The sequence below is a fragment of the Mucilaginibacter sp. 3215 genome, from assembly GCF_050433785.1.
GTDB lineage: Bacteria > Bacteroidota > Bacteroidia > Sphingobacteriales > Sphingobacteriaceae > Mucilaginibacter.
In genome coordinates this window covers 84,437-102,863 of the sequence record NZ_JBNPWO010000004.1, presented here as the reverse complement: position 1 = coordinate 102,863, position 18,427 = coordinate 84,437, and the positions used below count along the sequence as shown (strand labels likewise).

At 41.8% G+C, this 18,427-nt stretch carries 16 protein-coding genes; 3 read left to right on the top strand and 13 right to left on the bottom strand.

What is annotated here, in order from left to right:
- Positions 1-7 precede the first annotated feature (7 nt).
- The 6 genes from atpH to ABIC84_RS09010 all read right to left on the bottom strand — a co-directional run bounded on the left by atpH (position 8) and on the right by ABIC84_RS09010 (position 3,241).
- Positions 8-550 carry an ATP synthase F1 subunit delta gene (gene atpH, locus ABIC84_RS09035; RefSeq protein WP_090530328.1) on the bottom strand — a complete coding sequence of 181 codons (543 nt, stop codon included), beginning with the start codon at positions 548-550 and terminating at the stop codon, positions 8-10.
- Positions 551-668: 118 nt separating this feature from the next.
- The gene (gene atpF, locus ABIC84_RS09030) at positions 669-1,160 is read right to left on the bottom strand and encodes a F0F1 ATP synthase subunit B (protein ID WP_426584293.1); all 492 of its coding nucleotides are present in this window, start codon (positions 1,158-1,160) and stop codon (positions 669-671) included.
- A 113-nt stretch (positions 1,161-1,273) separates the two neighbouring features.
- Entirely contained in the window at positions 1,274-1,483 is a 210-nt protein-coding gene (gene atpE / locus ABIC84_RS09025) for an ATP synthase F0 subunit C (protein WP_110585792.1), read from the bottom strand.
- Between the two features lie 47 nt (positions 1,484-1,530).
- On the bottom strand, positions 1,531-2,613 hold the full coding sequence (gene atpB / locus ABIC84_RS09020; RefSeq protein ID WP_429263396.1) for a F0F1 ATP synthase subunit A: 1,083 nt from the start codon (positions 2,611-2,613) through the stop codon (positions 1,531-1,533).
- A 14-nt stretch (positions 2,614-2,627) separates the two neighbouring features.
- Complete coding sequence (locus ABIC84_RS09015) at positions 2,628-3,014, bottom strand: hypothetical protein (protein ID WP_429263395.1); 387 nt, start codon at positions 3,012-3,014, stop codon at positions 2,628-2,630.
- Positions 3,011-3,241, bottom strand: a complete 231-nt coding sequence (locus ABIC84_RS09010) for an AtpZ/AtpI family protein (RefSeq protein WP_426584287.1) — start codon at positions 3,239-3,241, stop codon at positions 3,011-3,013. Before ABIC84_RS09010 ends, ABIC84_RS09015 begins: the two co-directional genes overlap by 4 nt.
- A gap of 70 nt (positions 3,242-3,311) precedes the next feature.
- Here ABIC84_RS09010 and ABIC84_RS09005 point away from each other — a divergent pair, with 70 nt between their 5' ends.
- The 3 genes from ABIC84_RS09005 to uvrC all read left to right on the top strand — a co-directional run bounded on the left by ABIC84_RS09005 (position 3,312) and on the right by uvrC (position 10,555).
- Entirely contained in the window at positions 3,312-6,278 is a 2,967-nt protein-coding gene (locus tag ABIC84_RS09005) for a tetratricopeptide repeat protein (protein ID WP_429263394.1), read from the top strand.
- Between the two features lie 3 nt (positions 6,279-6,281).
- Positions 6,282-8,546 (top strand): transglycosylase domain-containing protein, encoded by a 2,265-nt coding sequence (locus tag ABIC84_RS09000; RefSeq protein ID WP_176625296.1) that lies wholly within the window; start codon positions 6,282-6,284, stop codon positions 8,544-8,546.
- Between the two features lie 185 nt (positions 8,547-8,731).
- Entirely contained in the window at positions 8,732-10,555 is a 1,824-nt protein-coding gene (gene uvrC, locus ABIC84_RS08995) for an excinuclease ABC subunit UvrC (protein ID WP_429263393.1), read from the top strand.
- Between the two features lie 83 nt (positions 10,556-10,638).
- On the opposite strand, the gene ABIC84_RS08990 is transcribed toward uvrC, so the two are convergent.
- The 7 genes from ABIC84_RS08990 to ABIC84_RS08960 form a co-directional block, all read right to left on the bottom strand.
- The gene (locus ABIC84_RS08990; RefSeq protein WP_090530353.1) at positions 10,639-11,034 is read right to left on the bottom strand and encodes a hypothetical protein; all 396 of its coding nucleotides are present in this window, start codon (positions 11,032-11,034) and stop codon (positions 10,639-10,641) included.
- Between the two features lie 411 nt (positions 11,035-11,445).
- Entirely contained in the window at positions 11,446-12,423 is a 978-nt protein-coding gene (gldN, locus tag ABIC84_RS08985) for a gliding motility protein GldN (RefSeq protein WP_429263392.1), read from the bottom strand.
- A gap of 6 nt (positions 12,424-12,429) precedes the next feature.
- Complete coding sequence (gldM, locus tag ABIC84_RS08980; RefSeq protein ID WP_429263391.1) at positions 12,430-13,950, bottom strand: gliding motility protein GldM; 1,521 nt, start codon at positions 13,948-13,950, stop codon at positions 12,430-12,432.
- A 40-nt stretch (positions 13,951-13,990) separates the two neighbouring features.
- Positions 13,991-14,791, bottom strand: coding sequence for a gliding motility protein GldL (gldL, locus tag ABIC84_RS08975; protein WP_426584275.1), 801 nt, complete (start codon positions 14,789-14,791; stop codon positions 13,991-13,993).
- Positions 14,792-14,853: 62 nt separating this feature from the next.
- A complete protein-coding gene (locus ABIC84_RS08970; protein WP_426584273.1) occupies positions 14,854-16,170 on the bottom strand; it encodes an SUMF1/EgtB/PvdO family nonheme iron enzyme in 1,317 nt (438 codons plus the stop codon).
- 252 nt (positions 16,171-16,422) lie between these two features.
- On the bottom strand, positions 16,423-17,181 hold the full coding sequence (locus ABIC84_RS08965; RefSeq protein ID WP_090530369.1) for a uroporphyrinogen-III synthase: 759 nt from the start codon (positions 17,179-17,181) through the stop codon (positions 16,423-16,425).
- An 18-nt stretch (positions 17,182-17,199) separates the two neighbouring features.
- Positions 17,200-18,144 (bottom strand): DUF4271 domain-containing protein, encoded by a 945-nt coding sequence (locus tag ABIC84_RS08960; protein WP_429263390.1) that lies wholly within the window; start codon positions 18,142-18,144, stop codon positions 17,200-17,202.
- Positions 18,145-18,427: the final 283 nt, after the last annotated feature.

Genomic DNA, 18,427 nt, shown 5'->3' with positions numbered 1-18,427 from the left:
TTACTTATTATGCCTTTACAGCAAATTCTTTTTTCATTTTCCTCAGGCTTGCGGCAATACTGGTATCAACCTGCCTGTCACCTATAGTTAACACAAAACCGCCTATCAAAGCCGGGTCAACTTTAGTTTCCAGCACTACTGTACCGCCAACTGATTGTTGCAATTCGGCAACCAATGTTTTCTTATTAGCTTCAGAAAGCGCAGTAGCTGATGTTACCTTAGCTTTGGTGATATGGTTTTTAACATTGTACAGGTTAATGTACTCGCCGGCGGTAAAATATAATACTTCGCCGCGGCCTTTGTTAACCATCAGCTTAAAGAAAGCGATAGTAGTTTTGCTAACTTTATTTAAAAATATCTCGTCAAGAATCTTGATCTTTTTTGAATGAGATATAATAGGATTAGCCAATACTGCTACCAGTTCGGGGCTGCCCTTCAGGGTTTTTAAGAAAAGGTCCATATCGGCTTTGACCTCTGCAACAATTCCTTGTTCCTGTGCAAGATCAATGATCGATTTGGCGTACCTGGTTGCTACCGTGATTTCTGACATGTTTTTTTATTTCGGATTTCGAATTTTCGATTTCGGAATTTTCAATTTGAATTTCGGTTTTTAATTGGTCAGCGAGTAGGGGAATAAATCCGAAATCCCACGTCCCAAATCCGAAATTTTATAACTTCACTTCTTTCAATAACTGGCTAACCAATTCGTCTTGTTGCTGCTGATCTTCAAATTGCTTGCGAAGGATCTTCTCAGCAATTTCTAAAGATAAGGTAGCTACCTGGTTTTTCACATCGGCCAAAGCAATTGCTTTTTGGTTGTTAATTTCAACGCGGGCAAGCTCAATCATACGTGCACCTTCTTTATGTGCAAGCTCTTTAGCGTCAGATACTATCTGCTCTTTCGCTTTGCGCGCTTCAGACAAGATCAGATCACGCTCGGCACGGGCTTGTTTAATCAACGATTCGTTTTCATTGGTTAAACGGCTCATTTCCTCTTTGGCAGCTTCTGCTTTTAATAAAGCATCTTCAATTGAACGTTCACGCTCGCCAATGGCTGCCATGATCGGTTTCCAGGCAAAAGCCCTTAATAAAATAAGCAAAAATACAAATGTGATCGTTGTCCAGATAACCAAACCCCAATCAGGTAATACTAACTCCATTTATTTTATATGATAACGTTATACTATAGTTCTAATTAATACTATTCATTCAAGTAAAAACCGGTGTGTAACCAACCGTTACACGGCCCGGTTTTTATTTTTTAAGGGTAAAATTATTTGTTACCCAAAAGTGCAACAATCACACCGAAAAGAGCAACACCTTCAACAAGTGCGGCAGCGATGATCATGGCAGTTTGAATTTTTGAAGCAGCTTCCGGCTGACGAGAGATACCTTCCATCGCTTTACCACCGATTTGACCGATACCAATACCTGCACCGATAACTGCTAAACCTGCACCTAATGCAGCAATACTTCCAACCATTGTTTTTAAATTTAAATGAATATAGTGTTATTATTAATTACAAATTATTAATGATGATGCTCCTCAACAGCGCTGCCAATAAACAATGCAGTAAGCATTGTAAAGATGAAAGCCTGCAGGAAAGCAACCAGCAATTCTAACACGTCGATAAACAACGCGAAGGCGATCGACACCGGCGCTACAGCTACTGTACCGAAGATGAAGATCAATGAAATCAGCGCAATAACAATAACGTGGCCTGCCATAATGTTAGCAAACAAACGCACCATTAACGCAAAAGGCTTCGAAATGATACCGGCAAGCTCCACTACCCACATGATTGGGTACAGCCAGAACGGAACATCAGGAGCAAATATGTGTTTCCAATAGTACTTGTTACCGTTAAAGTTAACCACTATAAGAGTGATAACTGCAAGCACCATAGTTACCGCGATATTACCTGTAAGGTTTGAACCTCCCGGAAAAAAAGGCACCATACCTATCAGGTTATTGATCAGGATAAAGAAGAACATGGTTAACAGCAGCGGCATAAACTTAGCATACTTGTAACCGATATTAGGCAACGCAACCTCATCACGAATGAAAAGAATAAGCGGTTCCAATAATGACTGCAAACCTTTTGGCGCTTTACCTACACGTTTTTTGTATGATCCGGCCACGGTAAAGAAGATGAGCAACAGCAAAACTACCGATAACCACATCGAGCAAACATTACGGGTGATCGACAAGTCGAACACTTTAGCGCTTTCGTCAACGGTTTTACCATCTGCAACAACAGCTTTTACTTTGTCTTTAACCAAAGCATAAGTATGATACTTTCCCTGATATACTTCTTCGCCTTCATGACCAAATTTTGAAGCCATGAAAAACTCCAGTCCGCCATCGGTATAAAGAAGCACCGGAAGTGGCACAGCAATCTTTCCACCAATGTGGAAATAATGCGAATCGGCAATGTGTTCAAGGATGGTAGCGTTGGCGTCAAACTTTTCTTTTTCGCCGCTTTCAGCAGCAGCTTCAGTAGTGTTTTTTTCTTGTACAGCCTGTACTTTTACCGTTACAAACAGCGAAAAAACGCTTAAAAGGATACCTAAGGTGATTTTTTTTGAGTTCAAAACAGGCCTAAAATCCATTAGCAGAGAGTTTTTTACTTTAATTTTTGGTTGCGCAAGGTACATAATAAGCCGTAAATTTCAAAGACGAGGTTGAAGAAATATACGTAAAAAAAATTGGCAATAAATATCACCCCGTTTACTTTGATTTTAAGTAAAAAAAACAGGCAAAAAAACATACAGGTCAAAAGCTTGATCATGGTAGCACCAAGGAAGGTTTGAGCATATATTTCCTTGTTGATTTTGGTTACTATCAGTATCGAAATAGTGGTAATAAATGTGAGCCCGGTTACAAAACCAAATATCACCCAAAAGTGAGGGTCAAGCCAGGAAGCATGAGCTGATCTGCTTAACAAAAATGGCGGCACAGCTATGATAACAGCAAATAGCAGGAATGATAAAACGGTGGTAAGCAATTTCAATTTTTAACAGATCTGATAACGATGAACAAAGCAATAAATACCCCGATAAGGGCCAGTACAGCGGTAGCCCATTTTACATCGTGCTTACCGGCCTCATCAATTTTATAGCCGGCAAAGGTAAAAATGCCGATAACAACCACCATCTGAAAACCGATACTGCTGTATTTGGCATAAGCGCTTAAAGGTTTACCTACCTCATCTTCGTTATTTTGTTCATTTTCGGGCATGCGCAAATTTATTAAACCTATTGCATAATCTTTAGTATTTTAGCAATGCTTTTTTAACTACTATATAGCATTGAGGCGATTATCATCATCCTATAAATTAAACACCCACTTTTTTTTTCTGTTTGCAGTTATCCTGATAGCGGCCGGTTGTTCGCTTGAAAAACAAAGCGGCTTTAACCGCACAATGCAAAACCTCACTGCCCACTACAATATATTATTTAATGCTAATGAAATTTTAAGGCTCAAGCAGGAAAGCTACGCTGCATCCTTTCCCGATGCCTATAGTGAACTATTAAATGTATATCCCGATACTACCGCACAAACAGGTACGCTTGGTAAGGACCTGGAAGAAGCTATTGTAAAAGCAAACAAGATCATCAGTATTAAGGAGCAAAGCCATTATTTAGGTGATGCTTACCTGGTACTGGGCAAATCCCGCTACCTGGAGGCTAATTATTTTGATGCTGTTGAGTATTGTAATTATGTAACCCGTTCATTTGGCAAACAAGCCAATCTAAAGCAGGAGGCTTTGGTATGGAAGGCCCGCGGGCTTATGTATCTTAACCAGTTACCTTTAGCTAAACTGGTAATTGATTCGGCCATACAGGATATCAACCCTAAAAAAAATATTACTGCTGATGTTTACGCCACCAAGCTGCAATATGATATCTTAACCCAAAACTATGCCGAAGCCGAAAAGATGGCTAAACTGGCCATTAAATACAGTTATGTCAGCAATCTCAAACTCCGCTGGATATTTATCCTGGGCCAATTACAGGAACTCAACCTCAAGCCGGCCGATGCCTATGAAAGCTATACCCGCATAGTTAAAAGCAACGCCAGTTTTGAAATGGCATTTAATGCTAACCTTAACAGGATCCGCATCCGCGACAATCAAAACGGTGTTAAAGCCAGTAAAATCGATCTGCTACGTGCCCTGCTTAAGAATGAAGACAATACCGATTTTTACGACCAGATCTATTACCAGATTGGTGAACAACAGTTCAAAGCCGGCGAAATCGACAACGCCCTGAAAAGTTATAAGAAATCAGTACGGGTAAGCACCAAAAATCAAAACCAAAAAGGCCTTTCGTATTTACGTATTGCCGATATCAACTTTAAAAACAAGGCCGATTACGTAAATGCCAGGCTTTATTATGACAGTACGCTCAATAACCTGTCGACAAATTATCCCGGTTATCAGCTCATCCGCAAAAAGGCCGATAACCTGCAGATCCTTACCCGCCTGCTTGAAACCATCTCGCGCGAAGATACCCTGCAAATGCTTGCCGCTTTGGATGAGAAAGCCCGTGATACCCATATAGATGAAATGGTAGCCCGCAAAACACGCCAGCAGCAACAAGCCGCTTTGGAAGCCACCGGTGCCGCTGCCAATGTCAATAACGGCACTATGCCAAATACCTTCGACAGAAACAGTAATTCACCTTCCTCCAATAAAAACAGCGGTAGTACATTTTACTTTTACAACAACAGCGCCGTAAGCCAGGGCTATAACGACTTTAAGCGTTTATGGGGCAACCGTAAGCTGGAGGATAACTGGCGTCGCAGCAGGCGTTCAAATACTGGTATTCCTACAGCCAATACCGGCATTGGCTCACAGGTTAATGATCCGGATGCTCCGGTTGGTAGCGTAGCGTACAATAGCACAAATGTATCGGCCGGTACTTTCAGGCAGGACTTGGTTAAAAACCTGCCTCTCACCCCTGCCCTTTTGCAGCAATCCAATTTCAAGATCTACAACGCTTATTTTGAAATGGCCAATTTTTATCGTGATGTATTGGAAGATAAAAAGGAAGCCATTGCCACTTACGAAACTTTGCTTAGCCGCTTTCCTCAAAGCAGCGATAAACCTTCTATCTATTATAACCTTTACAGACTTTATGCCGATATCGATGCGACAAAATCAAACGATTACAAGAACAGGCTGCTTAAAGAGTATTCGGAAAGTGTATTTGCTAAAGTAATTCTTGATCCGGATTATGCACGCAAGCTGGCAGATGTAGATGCTGTATTTAACGGCTTTTATAACGAAGTGTACGATCAGTATGCTCAAAAGCAATACGCAAAAGTGATTGAGAAAGCAAATGATTTGCTTAACAAATATCCTGACAACCGGTATGCAGCGCAGTTATACTATCTGAAAGCTATTGCTGCCGGGCATATGGAAAAGTTGCCCCCATTTCAGGCCGATCTGCAGTTAATCGCTGCAACATATCCGCAGGATAAGCTCATCGCTCCACTGGTCAACCAACACCTGGCCTATATCGATTCAAATAAGGCCGAAATAGCTGCGCGTCCGGTGGTATTATTTAATGATGATCCTAACGAGATCCCCTTTACCCCACCGGTAGCATATCAAAAACAAACAGAATACCGTCCGCCATATACCCCATCGGCACAAAATGTAACTCCCCAGGAGCGCCTGCCCGAACGGGATACGCATATAATAGCAGGGGCTAAAACATCGGCACCACAAATTCAGCAGGCTGCAATTCAACAACCAAAACAACTTGCCGTAGGCCAGATCCCTTTACCGCAACACCAAATGCCGGATACTTCAAGGGATATAGCCACGCAGCCGGCACCTAAACAAAAAGATACTGTGGCTACGGTTCACCCGGCCGCCATTAACAATACACCAGCGGTAAACTATATATTCAGCAAGCGCGATAGCAGCAACTATTACTTTGTGATAAATGTATCCAGTGGTACAACTAATCTGGCTTCTACACGTTTTGGAGTAGGGCAGTTTAACCGTACACGATACACCCGCAGCGAAGTAATCCACCACGTTAAAAGCGTTGGCGAAAATAACCAGCTGATATACGTTGGCCGTTTTTACAGCCTTGCCGATGCTAAAGATTATGCACGTACCATTGTACCTCTGCTACCCGATATTATGAAGGTTCCAAAGGATAAATACAGCATTTTTATCATTACCAAAGAAAATCTGGATAAATTAGCAACCCAAAGTATATTGGATAGTTATTTTGACTACTATCAGAAATTTTATTAGAAAATGAGAACCACTAACACAAGGTTTAACTCGAAAAATCAACTCCAGCCTGCAGATATAAGAAGATACAACTGGTACATATGGCGAATTGTGCTTGGCCTTTTTGCTTTTGTTGTTATGATGATAACACTCACTATTTTTGATGTGTTCGGTCAGCTGCCTTCGTTCCGCGACCTGGAAAACCCCAAGAGCAACCAGGCTACAGAGATCATCTCGTCCGATAAACAGGTATTGGGGACTTATTATATCCAAAACCGCTCAAACGTTACTTACCGCGAACTATCGCCAAACGTAATTAACGCTTTGGTTGCTACCGAAGATAAACGCTTTTATGACCATTCAGGTATTGACTTTGGCCGAAGCTTTACCATCTTCGCGCATTTGCTCATTGGGCAAAAGCAGGGTGGCAGTACCATAACGCAACAGCTGGCGCTTAACCTTTTTTCAGAACGTTCGGCCAATCCTTTTAAGCGGATCATCCAAAAACTCCAGGAGTGGGTTACAGCTGTTAAGCTTGAACGCCATTACACCAAAGAAGAGATCCTCACCATGTACCTTAACACGGTCGACTTTGGTGCTTATAACACTTATGGTATCAAATCGGCCGCGCGCACTTATTTTAACACTACGCCTGATAAACTAACACCCGATCAGGCTGCCCTCTTAATAGGCATGGTTAACGGCCCCGGCATTTATTCGCCTATCCGTCACCCGGATAATGCACTTAAAAGGCGTAACCTGGTACTAAACCGTATGGCCGAACAAAATTACCTGAGCGAAGGCCAGGTTGAAGAATATAAACGCAAGCCACTTGGCCTTGATTTTCACCAAAACAATCACTTTGACGGCCTTGCTCCTTACTTCCGTTCGGTATTGAAAAAAGAGCTTCAAAAGATCTTTAAAGAACAGAATATTAACCGCCCTGATGGCTCACCTTATGATCTTGACCGCGACGGTCTAAAAATATATACCACCATTGATGCTACCATGCAGCAATATGCCGAGGATGCGCAGCGCGATTATATGAAAGATCTGCAGGCCCAGTTCAACGATCACTGGCGCGGCCGTAACCTTTACAAAAGCATCCATAACTTCAAATTTTTGCTTGACCAGGGCATGCAAAAATCTGACAGGTACAAGCAACTGAAGCAACAGGAAAAATCTGACGAGGAAATTGAAGAAAACTTCAAGACCAAAACCATGCTTAACCTGTTTACCTGGCACGGCAATATCGATACCATGATGAGGCCAATTGACAGTATTATCTACTGTAAAATGCTTTTGCGTAACGCCCTCATGAGTATGGACCCAACAACCGGCTATGTTAAAGCCTGGGTGGGTGGTACCAACTTCGAGCACTTTAAGTACGACCAGGTAAAGAATGGCACGCGCCAGGTGGGTTCAACAGCTAAACCATTTACTTATGCTGTGGCCATTGATAATGGTTACTCGCCATGCATGAAGATTAATAATGTACCAGACACCATTCGTGGTTATGGCGCGCCATGGTGCCCGCGCTCATCTCCGTCCGAAACTTTGCCGGGCTTTATTACTTTAAGGCAGGCACTGGCGCACTCACAAAACTGGGTTACAGCCCACGTTATGGGCGAGGTTAAGCCTGAACCTGTTGTTGACCTGATCAAAAAAATGGGTATTACGACCAATGTTCCGCCTTATCCTTCAATTTGCCTGGGTACGTTTGATGCCTCGGTTTTTGAGATGACAGCCGCTTACTCCGCTTTTGCCAACCACGGCCTATGGACAGAGCCTACTTATATTTTACGCATTGAAGATAAAAACGGCAACGTATTGTACACCCATACTCCGCGCGTAGTGCAAGCCATGAACCCGCAAACGGCCTATGTAATGACCTATATGCTCAAAGGCGTTATTGAAGATGGAACAGGTTCAAGATTAACCTACAAATACGGCTTACGTAACCCTATCGGTGGTAAAACCGGTACAACCCAGAACAACTCAGATGGTTGGTTCATCGGCATAACCCCGCAATTAGTTACCGGCTTGTGGACAGGTTGCGAAGATCGTGACATTGCCTTCCAGAGCACCCGTTTGGGCGAAGGTGCCAACAGTGCCCTGCCGATATTTGCCATGTACATGAAAAAGGTATATGCCAATGCAGCTTTAGGCATTAAAAAGAATGTTGATTTTGATGCCCCTGCAAATGGAGTTAGCATCATATTGGATTGCGGAGCCTATAACCAGCAGCAACAGGGAACTACCGAAGTGGATAAGAAATTGGGATTTTAATTATTTTTGTTTAGGGTTAATGCCCCATCGTCATTGTTAATTTTAAATATGTCATTGCGAGCGATAGCATGGCAATCGCGAACTAAGCAGGTTGGCCCTGTATAGGATGCGATTGCTTCGTCGTTCCTCCTCGCAATGACATATCTCAGATTAGTAATGACGTTTTCATTAAAACCAATAACTCAGTGAGCGAGAAATTCGATTATAAAAGTGCTTTAAAAAACATCCCTCATAAGCCCGGGGTCTACCAGTACTGGGATAGTGAGCAGGAACTGATATATATTGGTAAGGCTAAAGACTTGCGCAATCGCGTTGGCTCGTATTTTAACCAGGATATCCATATTAATGCCAAAACACGGGTATTAGTATCCAAGATCCGCGCTATTACTTTTACCATCGTTGACACTGAGGTAGATGCCTGGTTGCTGGAAAACAGCATGATCAAGAAGCATCAGCCTCGCTACAACGTCATGCTTAAGGATGATAAGACCTATCCATGGATCATCATTAAAAACGAAAATTACCCACGCATCTTCTGGACCCGCCGTATAATCAAAGACGGCTCCAAATACCTTGGCCCTTATGCATCGATAAGCATGATGCATAACATTTTAGGGCTTATTAAGGAAACTTATCCTCTACGTACCTGCAACCTGCAGCTTACCCGCGAAAATATTGATAAGGGCAAGTTTAAAGTTTGTTTGGAATACCAATTGGGTAATTGCAAAGGCCCCTGCCAAAACTATCAAACCGAAGAAGACTATGATAACAGCATCGAAGAAATTAAGGATATTCTGAACGGGAAGATTGGTGCAGTTCTTCGTCGCTTAAAAAATGAGATGGAAGCGGCTGCTATGGAAATGAATTTTGAGCTGGCCCATCGGCTTAAACGCAAGTTTGAACTCCTTGAAAACTACCAAAGCAAATCAACCGTTGTTAACTCATCTATAACCGACGTGGATGTGTTCAGCATTGCGTCAGAGGAAAAACTGGCATTCGTAAACTTCCTGAAGGTGATGAATGGTACCATCATCCAAACACAAACCATTGAACTAAAAAAGCGACTGGATGAAAGTGACGAAGAGTTGCTTACACTGGCCATATCCGAGTTCAGGAGCCGTTATAACAGCGACAGCAAGGAAATCATCGTACCGTTTGATATCGATCTTGAGGACCATCCAAACATCAAATTCACGGTGCCAAAACTGGGCGAAAAACGCAAATTGCTTGACCTTTCGCAAAAGAATGTCCAGTTCTTTAAGAAGGAAAAGATTGACCAGTACGAGAAACTGAACCCCGAGATCCGCACCGAACGGTTGCTCACGCAGATGATGAAAGATCTGCGTATGAACCAGCTGCCACGCCATATTGAATGTTTCGATAACTCTAACTTCCAGGGCAAATACCCGGTATCGGCCATTGTAGTGTTCAAGGATGGAAAGCCCTCCAAAAAAGATTACCGGCATTTTAACGTAAAAACCGTAGAAGGTCCTAACGACTTTGCCACTATGGAAGAAGCTGTACACCGCCGTTACCGCCGCATGCTGGATGAAGGAACAGAATTACCGCAGCTGATCGTGATTGATGGAGGTAAGGGTCAGTTATCATCGGCCATGCATAGCCTTAAGTTATTGGGTATAGATAAAAAGGTAACCGTGATAGGCATTGCCAAACGACTGGAGGAGCTTTACTATCCCAATGATCAATACCCGATGTATCTCGATAAAAAATCGGAAACCCTTAAAGTGATCCAGCACCTGCGTGATGAGGCCCATCGTTTTGGGATCACTTTCCACCGTAAAAAGCGCGATAAGGGCACATTGGTAACAGAACTTGAGCTGATAGAGGGCATAGGCAAAACCACAGCCGAAAAGCTGCTTAAATACTTTAAATCGGTAAAGAAGATTCGCGAAGCTAACGAGGAAATGCTGCTCGAAGTAGTAAATCTTAAACAGGCCAAAGCCATATTGACGTATTTTAATACAGGAGCAGAAATTAAGCAAGGATAGCTCCCAGATTACTACGCCTAAAATAACAAAGGCCTGGTTCAATCAACCAGGCCTTCTTTATATATTGATGTTTGTGATTTTTATTACTGAGCGATGTAAAATGATTTTTGATCGCCATCCTGATAAACATGGATTGATTTTTTAACTACCTGTTTGTCGGTAGTGATTTCCATAGTGTATTCACCATCTTCCAAACCGGTTAACACATAACCTTTGCTTACATCAGTTTTGCTTGGCACAATATCTTTCAACAAAAGTTCATTGTCATTATTGTAAACTTTTACCATTGATCTTCCGCTTTCAGATTTTGCAAAGTTCACTTTTAAACCGCGATCATGATCAAGGGCTTTAAAGCTTACAACTTCTTTGGCTTTAGGGGTAACATCGATTTTGTCTTCGTCGGCTTTGGCTGCTGTAGTAGCAAATACACCTGCAGTTAATAATACAAATAAGGCTGATAATTTTATTGAGGTTTTCATGATCGTAAGGTTTTAATGTTTTAAATATGTTGTGTTGTTGTTTTCAATGATCAAATGAACAACATATATTTTGATCGCTAAAAAGTGTTATACCAGCTGTAGATATAAATAGACAAAGCCTCAAAAACACTCGGCAAACCCTAAAAAGCCCTTGTTTACTATTATTTCAGGCGTTGGTCGGAATTTTGGGGGAGTTGGTAGAAAGGAGTAAGCGATTGGTCATGCGTGGGGTGAAAATCGCATATGAAAAGAGATAAGCAATTGTTATCCTGTTAAATGTTTACCGGCTAAATAAGCACGGCAGCAGGTGCGATGAAAAATCTTAGCCGCCTTCCCGATAAAACAGATCTTAAAACAAAACAGGCGATGAAAATTCATCGCCTGTTTTATAATCTTGTTAATCTTAATGTATTAGTACTGCCAAAGATTAAGCTCCCAGTCAAGAAGGGACTTTTTAACCCTTTCTGATTCGTAAAGCTTATCAATACCCTGAGCATAATCTTTTATACGCTCATCTTTGTCGTTACTTTCTTTTACGATATAACTGGTAAAGATGCGTTTTATAAACACGTCGTCAAAGCTTAAGCCGGTGGCATCACTGTTACGGCTAACCACTTCTTTGGTTGCAAGTACCGCGCGTGCTTCAGGAAAATAAATCCAAAAAGCGGGCTGAAAATCGATGTCGAGTGTACCTGTACCTTTAGGTTTAACCAAAGGAGCAATACCTATAATCCGGGGCTCAAATACCGAGCGCTGTTTATCAAAGATCCAATCTTCTTTAATGCGGAATTTAAGCACGCTATCAGGGTTAAACTCACCTGCAACAAGCGTAGATGATATAACGTTATTATCCTTATCGCGCTTTTCAACTACGCTGCTGTCAGATGCTAACCGGCCACGGGCCTGTGCACCTGTTAAAGGAGTAGTAAAACCATCGCCATTGGGATCATCCTTTTTACCCGGGGTCGGGTCATATGCGGTAAGCTCGCCTTTGGCTATGGCATCAAGCAATACATCAATTAAACGGCCCTTGGGTGAAGCCAGGTACTGGTTCATCTTTTCGCGTACATCAATTTCGCGCCAAACGCGTTTGGCAAATGCCACATCACTTTCACGCAAATTAGGATACGGTGTAACCTTGGCGTTTAAAATATTGTTCTTTTTGTAATAGCCATCAAGCGGCCTGTCAAAAGGTTTTGCAGCAATTTTACTCGCAGTATCAAGGGGCTGCTGGCTGGTAACATTATCCGGCTGAACCTGTACAGGTTTCTGAGTTGTTTGCCTGGCGGTGGTGGCCTTTTTCGCCGGCGGCCTCTTGGTGCGCTTTTTTTGCGCATAAGCGCTTATACAAGCCAGGCACAGGATAACAACTAAAATTCTCTTTTTCATACGCGTTTAATTTGCGGATAATACAATCGGGTCAAGTGACCTCGGTGAATGGTCAGGACCTACCGCAACGATATCCTTAAATATAACAGTAGTTCCTGGTGTAACCGTATTTAAAGCACTACGCATAGCGCCGGTTAATTCCCCGCCTGAGCCAGATAAAATAATGGCATCCTGGCGCGGTTTTACAACCAGCATAGTAAAGTGCGTTACGTTAAATTTAGCATCAAAGTCAAAGTTATCCAACTGGGCAAAAAGCCTGTCCTGTGCTCTGATATTAGCCGAACTGGTGTTACCACCGCTTTTACCTGCAAACTGTGGCTTAGGGTCAGGGATCCTTTTGATACGGAACTGTGTTGAACCCAATACCGCTCCTTTTGCACCACTAACAGAAATTGTAGCTTTGCCTATGCTGTTTACAATTGCTGTGTAATGCCCGCCCGAACCACTAAGAGAACCGGCACCACTAAAATGCACGTTTAAGTCGCTGGCTGCTACGCCAGGCGCAGATACCGAAATAGGATTCGGTACACCGATATAAAGTACATTCATTTTATCAGGAGAAATAACTGCCGAAGGCCTTGCAACTGTATATTCCTGCTTGAAAGGATAGGGATCATTTTTACCGGTTGTATTATTTTTAACCATAATAACCCCTTCTATAGTATGCTTTCCTTCACCGCTTGCAGTAATGGTATAATTACCTTTACCATCTGTTACAGGAACCCTGCTACCGTTAACAGTGATATCAGGGTTTGATTTTGAATCGTAAGCAGTTAAAAAGATCTGGGCAGTATATGGCTGTCCGGCTATCACATAGCTGCTTGGAGCTACCACTACTGCGCTAAACTTATCGAGCGTAACCTGAGCCTGGTCAATTTTACCTAATAATTTCTTAACTACTTCGTTTTCGGCGTTTTTGCTATCAGCTTCAATTTTAGCTAAAGTAGTGAGGGCCGCGCCTAAAGGTATGCCATCCCCAAAATTGGCTTCTTGCCATGATTTTCTAACATCCCCATGCGGTTTGGGCGCTATGGTATTTAGTGAAAACTGTACGCCTGCGCTGTCTTTACCCAAAGCTACCATTAACCGTTGACGGGTTTCATCAATTTTAGCTTTCAATTTCTCCCCATTTCTCTGATTAATCATGATACGGGGTGATATATCCAGGTTATCCCGGGCATCAACGTCATCAATTTCCGGGTTAATCCCGCCGCCTTCCTGAATCAGCTTTGCTTTTAGCTGTTCAATGTAGGTATTTAGTTCTGCTGCTATAGCACTTGCCTGTTTAGCTTTATCATAAATAGGTTTAGCCCTTTCAGGTTGTTCTTTCAATTTTGTAGCCTCAAAAGCGCTGTATGTGTTTTGCAAACCAGTATTAACATTCCTGGTTGATGCATCTAAACTATTTGTAATATTCTTAAACGCGTCTAACAGGCTATCCGGTACGTTAAGGGCAATGAGGCCCAATAGTACCAGGTATAGTATACCTATCATTCGCTGTCTTGGGGTTTCCTTACCTCCGGCCATCTATTATAAATCTTTTCTGGTAATCAATTAATTAATTATATTAAACACGCGGCTGGTTCATAGCTGTAAGCATGTTACCATAAATGGCGTTTAATGATGCCAGGTTCTTAGCCAAACGACCTACCTCTTCCTTAAACTGTTTTGAATCATCCATTGATTCATTAAAGTTGTTCATGGTAAGCGAAAGGTTCTGGTAAAATTTATTCATTGATTTTAAATGCGCGCTTGAATCCTGTAATTCCAGCTCATAAACCGCGTTAAGCGCCGACAGGTTTTTAGCTAATTGGGTAACCTGGTCATGGTAAGCTTTTGAATCAACATTTGAATTAGCCATTTCTGTTAAATTAGCCGATGCCTTTTCAAAAGAAACACTTAGTTTTTCATAGCTTGCGGTTGCATCTTTAACTTTGCTTGTAAAAGCTATAGTAGCTTCTCCCGCATCGGTAACACGTGATATAGCGGCTACCTTATCGCCAAATGTACGTAAGCCATCACCAAGGCTGCGCACCAGCTCAGGGCCAATTTTTGCGTCTTCCATCATTTTATCCAGCGCAGCGGTTGTTGAGGGGCCTGTATTACCGCCGCCTCTTACAGTTGCTTTTGGAAGCTCTCCCTGAAAGTCTTCATTTAATTCAGGATACACACGTGCCCAGTTAATTTCTTTATCTTCTCTCTGAAATCCTAATATAAAAAACAGTATAGCCTCAGTTATAAGTCCCCCTGCTATCCAGTAAGTGGCACCGGGCCAATGCAAAATCTTAAACATTAACCCTATAATCACCACAGTAGCACCCCATGATACGATGTTGCCTATTCCGTAAGGTTTTTTCTTTCCAGCCATAATAATTCAGAAGTAAACTTTTATTTTTTAATTTGATTTGCTTGCGTTTAACTAACTCTCGATTAGCGTTTATCTGTAATGTCGCGCCCTAAGTATTTGGTGACGCAGCGGAAACCGATATATGATTTAGCGGTGTCCTGGTATTCGTAGGTCCGGGTTGAGTTTTGAAGAAAATATCCAATATCTTTCCATGAGCCCCCGCGTACAACTTTACGCTTCAATATTTCGGGGTCGGTAGACTTAGCTTCGTAATTGAATGTTGGTGCAAGATCATGCACAAATGTTGACGCTGATTCGTCAAAAGCAGATAATGTCCATTCGGCTACGTTACCTGCCATATTATATAAGCCATAATCATTAGGGAAGTATGAACGTACCGGCACAGTATACGCGCCGCCATCATCAGTATAGTTACCACGCCCCGGTTTAAAGTTAGCCAGTAAACAACCTTTTGCATTTTTAATGTAAGGCCCCCCCCATGGATAATCGGTACCTATCCTGCCGCCACGTGCCGCGTACTCGAACTCGGCTTCCGTAGGCAAACTGTAAGGTGCACGGTGCGGTAAATGGCGCTTATCTTTATAAGCGTCATTATAGCGTGTGCGCCATACACTGTAAGCTCTGGCCTGCCTCCAGGTTACCCCTACAACAGGGTAATTACGGAATGCGGGATGTGAAAAATAACTTTCAACCATAGGCTCGTTGGCAGCATATGAAAAATCGCTTAACCAAACAAGCGTATCCGGATATACCGCTACAGTATCACGAACAATGAAGTCGGAACGGTGTTTTGTTTTATCGTTATGATGATCTGCAGCATCACGCAGCGTAAACAAAGCGTAGTTATATTTAAGTAAGCGAACGTCAACCTCATTACGGTCAAACACACGGTCATCGCCCTGATAGTACATCCCCTGCAATTTTTGAGTATTGTTTGCCTGGTTGCCTTTGCGGCTCCAGATAGGGTTTTTCTTTACAAACTCCCAGTTGATGAATTTTTTACCGCCATTATTATTACCGGCGCCACCTTTGGGCTGTATGAAATATTTATTATCGTTGATATAATTGGTAATGGCTATTGAATCGCGCACCCAGTTCACAAACATTTTGTACTGACTGTTGCTGGTTTCGGTTTGATCCATAAAAAAAGGAGAAACAGTAACCTGTTTAGTTTGGGCTATCTGGGCAAAGGTTACGTCCTGATCAGTTTGCCCCATAAGGAAACTACCACCCGGAATATAAACCATTCCGTAAGGCACCTCGGCCCTGAATGATCTTGCAGGAACCCCTACAACTTCCCCCCGGTCACCGCCTCCGCGGCCACAACCACTTAATACACCACCTGCTAAAACAATTATTAAAAAGTAGATCTGCTTCATTTTACAATCAAAATCAGTTATATAACTATAACACAATGCAACGTCCGAATATATTACATTTTACTCAATGTAAGCTATAAAAAACGATAATTTGGCTTCTTGAATCGATAAACTGTGTACTTATCTTCCCAATACCGCACAAAACGCTATATAATTAACAAACCGCTAACCAATTGTTAACATGACAATTAGTTAGCGGTTATACGGGTAAATATGGTAAAAAGTTGCAGCCTGGTTAAATAAATTTCTAATTTATTTATTTACAAGCTTAACATACTGCTCAATAGCCATTGTCATTGACGGCGCGCCGGGGGTTGGAGCTGGTATATCCAAAATTAAGCCAGCCTCAAGCACTGCCTTATGAGTAGTCGCCCCAAAAGCGGCGATGCGTGTATTGTTTTGCTTAAAATCGGGAAAGTTTTTATACAGCGATTGTATACTCGACGGGCTAAAAAATGCTATAACATCGTAAAACACATCGGCCAGATCGGAAAGATCACTGCAAACAGTACGAAAAAGCACTGCAGGAGTAAAGTTATAACCGTTCTCCAGCAAAAAACGCTGCGTTTCTTCGGCAGCAACATCCGAGCATGGATAAAGGAATTTTTCCGACGAATGCTTTTTCAAAACCTCCGCCAGATCAGCAGCGGTTTGCTTGCCAAAAAAGATCTTACGTTTACGGTACTGAATGTACTTTTGAAGGTAAAGCGCTATCGTTTCTGAAAGGCAAAAGTATTTCATTTCAACAGGCACCTCAAAGCGCATCTCTTCGCATATGCGAAAAAAATGATCGGCCGAATTACGACTGGTAAAGATCACAGCGCTAAAATCAGCTAAATTGATCTTCTCTTTTCTGAAATCCTTTGCGGGCACACCCTCAACATGAATAAATGATCTGAAATCAATTTTCAGGTTAAGCTTTTTAGCCAGCTCGGCATAAGGATTTTTATCATTTTCGGGCTTAGGCAAAGTAACCAGTATGCTTTTAACCTTTTTCTTTCTATCTTCCAATTCAGTGCTTTTAATAACCTAAATTTTAATATTCAATGCCTTTATTAAAATCAAAACAGGGCAAATTTCGAGGGCACAAAGATACGTAAATAAATAAAACTTATGAAATCGAAAGGTAGAAATTATATTTACGCTGCTCCTGATGTATTGCCATATAAAAATTATAATGATGATAATAAGCGTAACCGTAAGTAATACAGGAATATATTGTGCACCAAGAAGGCTGAAACAAATAACCACCGGCAAAAAAACAAACGCGATATTAAAATAGGTAAGATGCAGAATATTAAGGTATTCGCTCACCAGCTTATTAATATCAAACACAAACCCTAAAAACTTGAGTATTAGAAACTTGAGCGAAAATAATACAATAATGACTATGGTAAGAAAAGTAAACAGGCCGCTTCCCGCTATTTTATAATAAACGCCTTTGTACGCAGCCAGTTGATATAAGAACAAACCGAACGTAGCACAAAATAACAAAAACAAGCCCAGGAAAGCCCACGAACTAACCGGACTCTCTTCTTTACCGGCTATCGAAAGTACGCGTTTGCTGTAAAAAGAGGCAAATACATTGCTTACATCTTTGCCCAGGGCAAGGTTAAGAATAGCTGTATACAACAGCATGGCAATAATGAGCACAATAACCCAGGGATCACGCGAAGGGCGGTTATGCCCCTCCATTACCCTGCTCTTTGACCTGGAATGGAGATCAAGAAAGCCGTAGCCATGATATAATTCGTGGGCAAAAACGCTATCGGCATATTGGGCACGCATGGCCGCGTCAGGCACCCTGAGGTAACGCATAGCAATAGAGTCTGCAATAAATTTATCTCTGTTTTGCATGGCATAAGCTACCGAATCAAGCACCGAATTGCCGGGACGAAAAGTGCGTGTTGGTGATTTTAAAGGCGTATCAACCACTATTGAATCTTGTTGCGCAAAAGCAGCAGTACAATTCAATAAAAACAGCAGGCAACACCAAATAACCAAACGAATCCTCAAAGCTTAAAAAAGGGCTTATTATTTTTTGCAAAAATAGGGTAATTATCTGAACCAGAATTTCATCAATTAATATTTTTTTGAATTTTACTTGAACGCTTAATCCCCGCCCTCAATTAAATAAAAAGTCGGATTCTTATAAAGAAAAGTCTAATTAATACAATCTGGGTAAAAGCTGGTAAAATATATTTGTTGCAGGATAAGCCGGGGTGGTTAACTATTTAAGGGATGGCTGAAAATTCAG

Bases quoted from the DNA above. Each gene is read 5' to 3' on its own strand.
- atpH (WP_090530328.1), bottom strand. From the start codon at position 550: ATGTCAGAAATCACGGTAGCAACCAGGTACGCCAAATCGATCATTGAT.
- atpF (WP_426584293.1), bottom strand. From the start codon at position 1,160: ATGGAGTTAGTATTACCTGATTGGGGTTTGGTTATCTGGACAACGATC.
- atpE (WP_110585792.1), bottom strand. From the start codon at position 1,483: ATGGTTGGAAGTATTGCTGCATTAGGTGCAGGTTTAGCAGTTATCGGT.
- atpB (WP_429263396.1), bottom strand. From the start codon at position 2,613: ATGGATTTTAGGCCTGTTTTGAACTCAAAAAAAATCACCTTAGGTATC.
- ABIC84_RS09010 (WP_426584287.1), bottom strand. From the start codon at position 3,241: ATGCCCGAAAATGAACAAAATAACGAAGATGAGGTAGGTAAACCTTTA.
- ABIC84_RS09000 (WP_176625296.1), top strand. From the start codon at position 6,282: ATGAGAACCACTAACACAAGGTTTAACTCGAAAAATCAACTCCAGCCT.
- ABIC84_RS08990 (WP_090530353.1), bottom strand. From the start codon at position 11,034: ATGAAAACCTCAATAAAATTATCAGCCTTATTTGTATTATTAACTGCA.
- gldN (WP_429263392.1), bottom strand. From the start codon at position 12,423: ATGAAAAAGAGAATTTTAGTTGTTATCCTGTGCCTGGCTTGTATAAGC.
- gldM (WP_429263391.1), bottom strand. From the start codon at position 13,950: ATGGCCGGAGGTAAGGAAACCCCAAGACAGCGAATGATAGGTATACTA.
- gldL (WP_426584275.1), bottom strand. From the start codon at position 14,791: ATGGCTGGAAAGAAAAAACCTTACGGAATAGGCAACATCGTATCATGG.
- ABIC84_RS08970 (WP_426584273.1), bottom strand. From the start codon at position 16,170: ATGAAGCAGATCTACTTTTTAATAATTGTTTTAGCAGGTGGTGTATTA.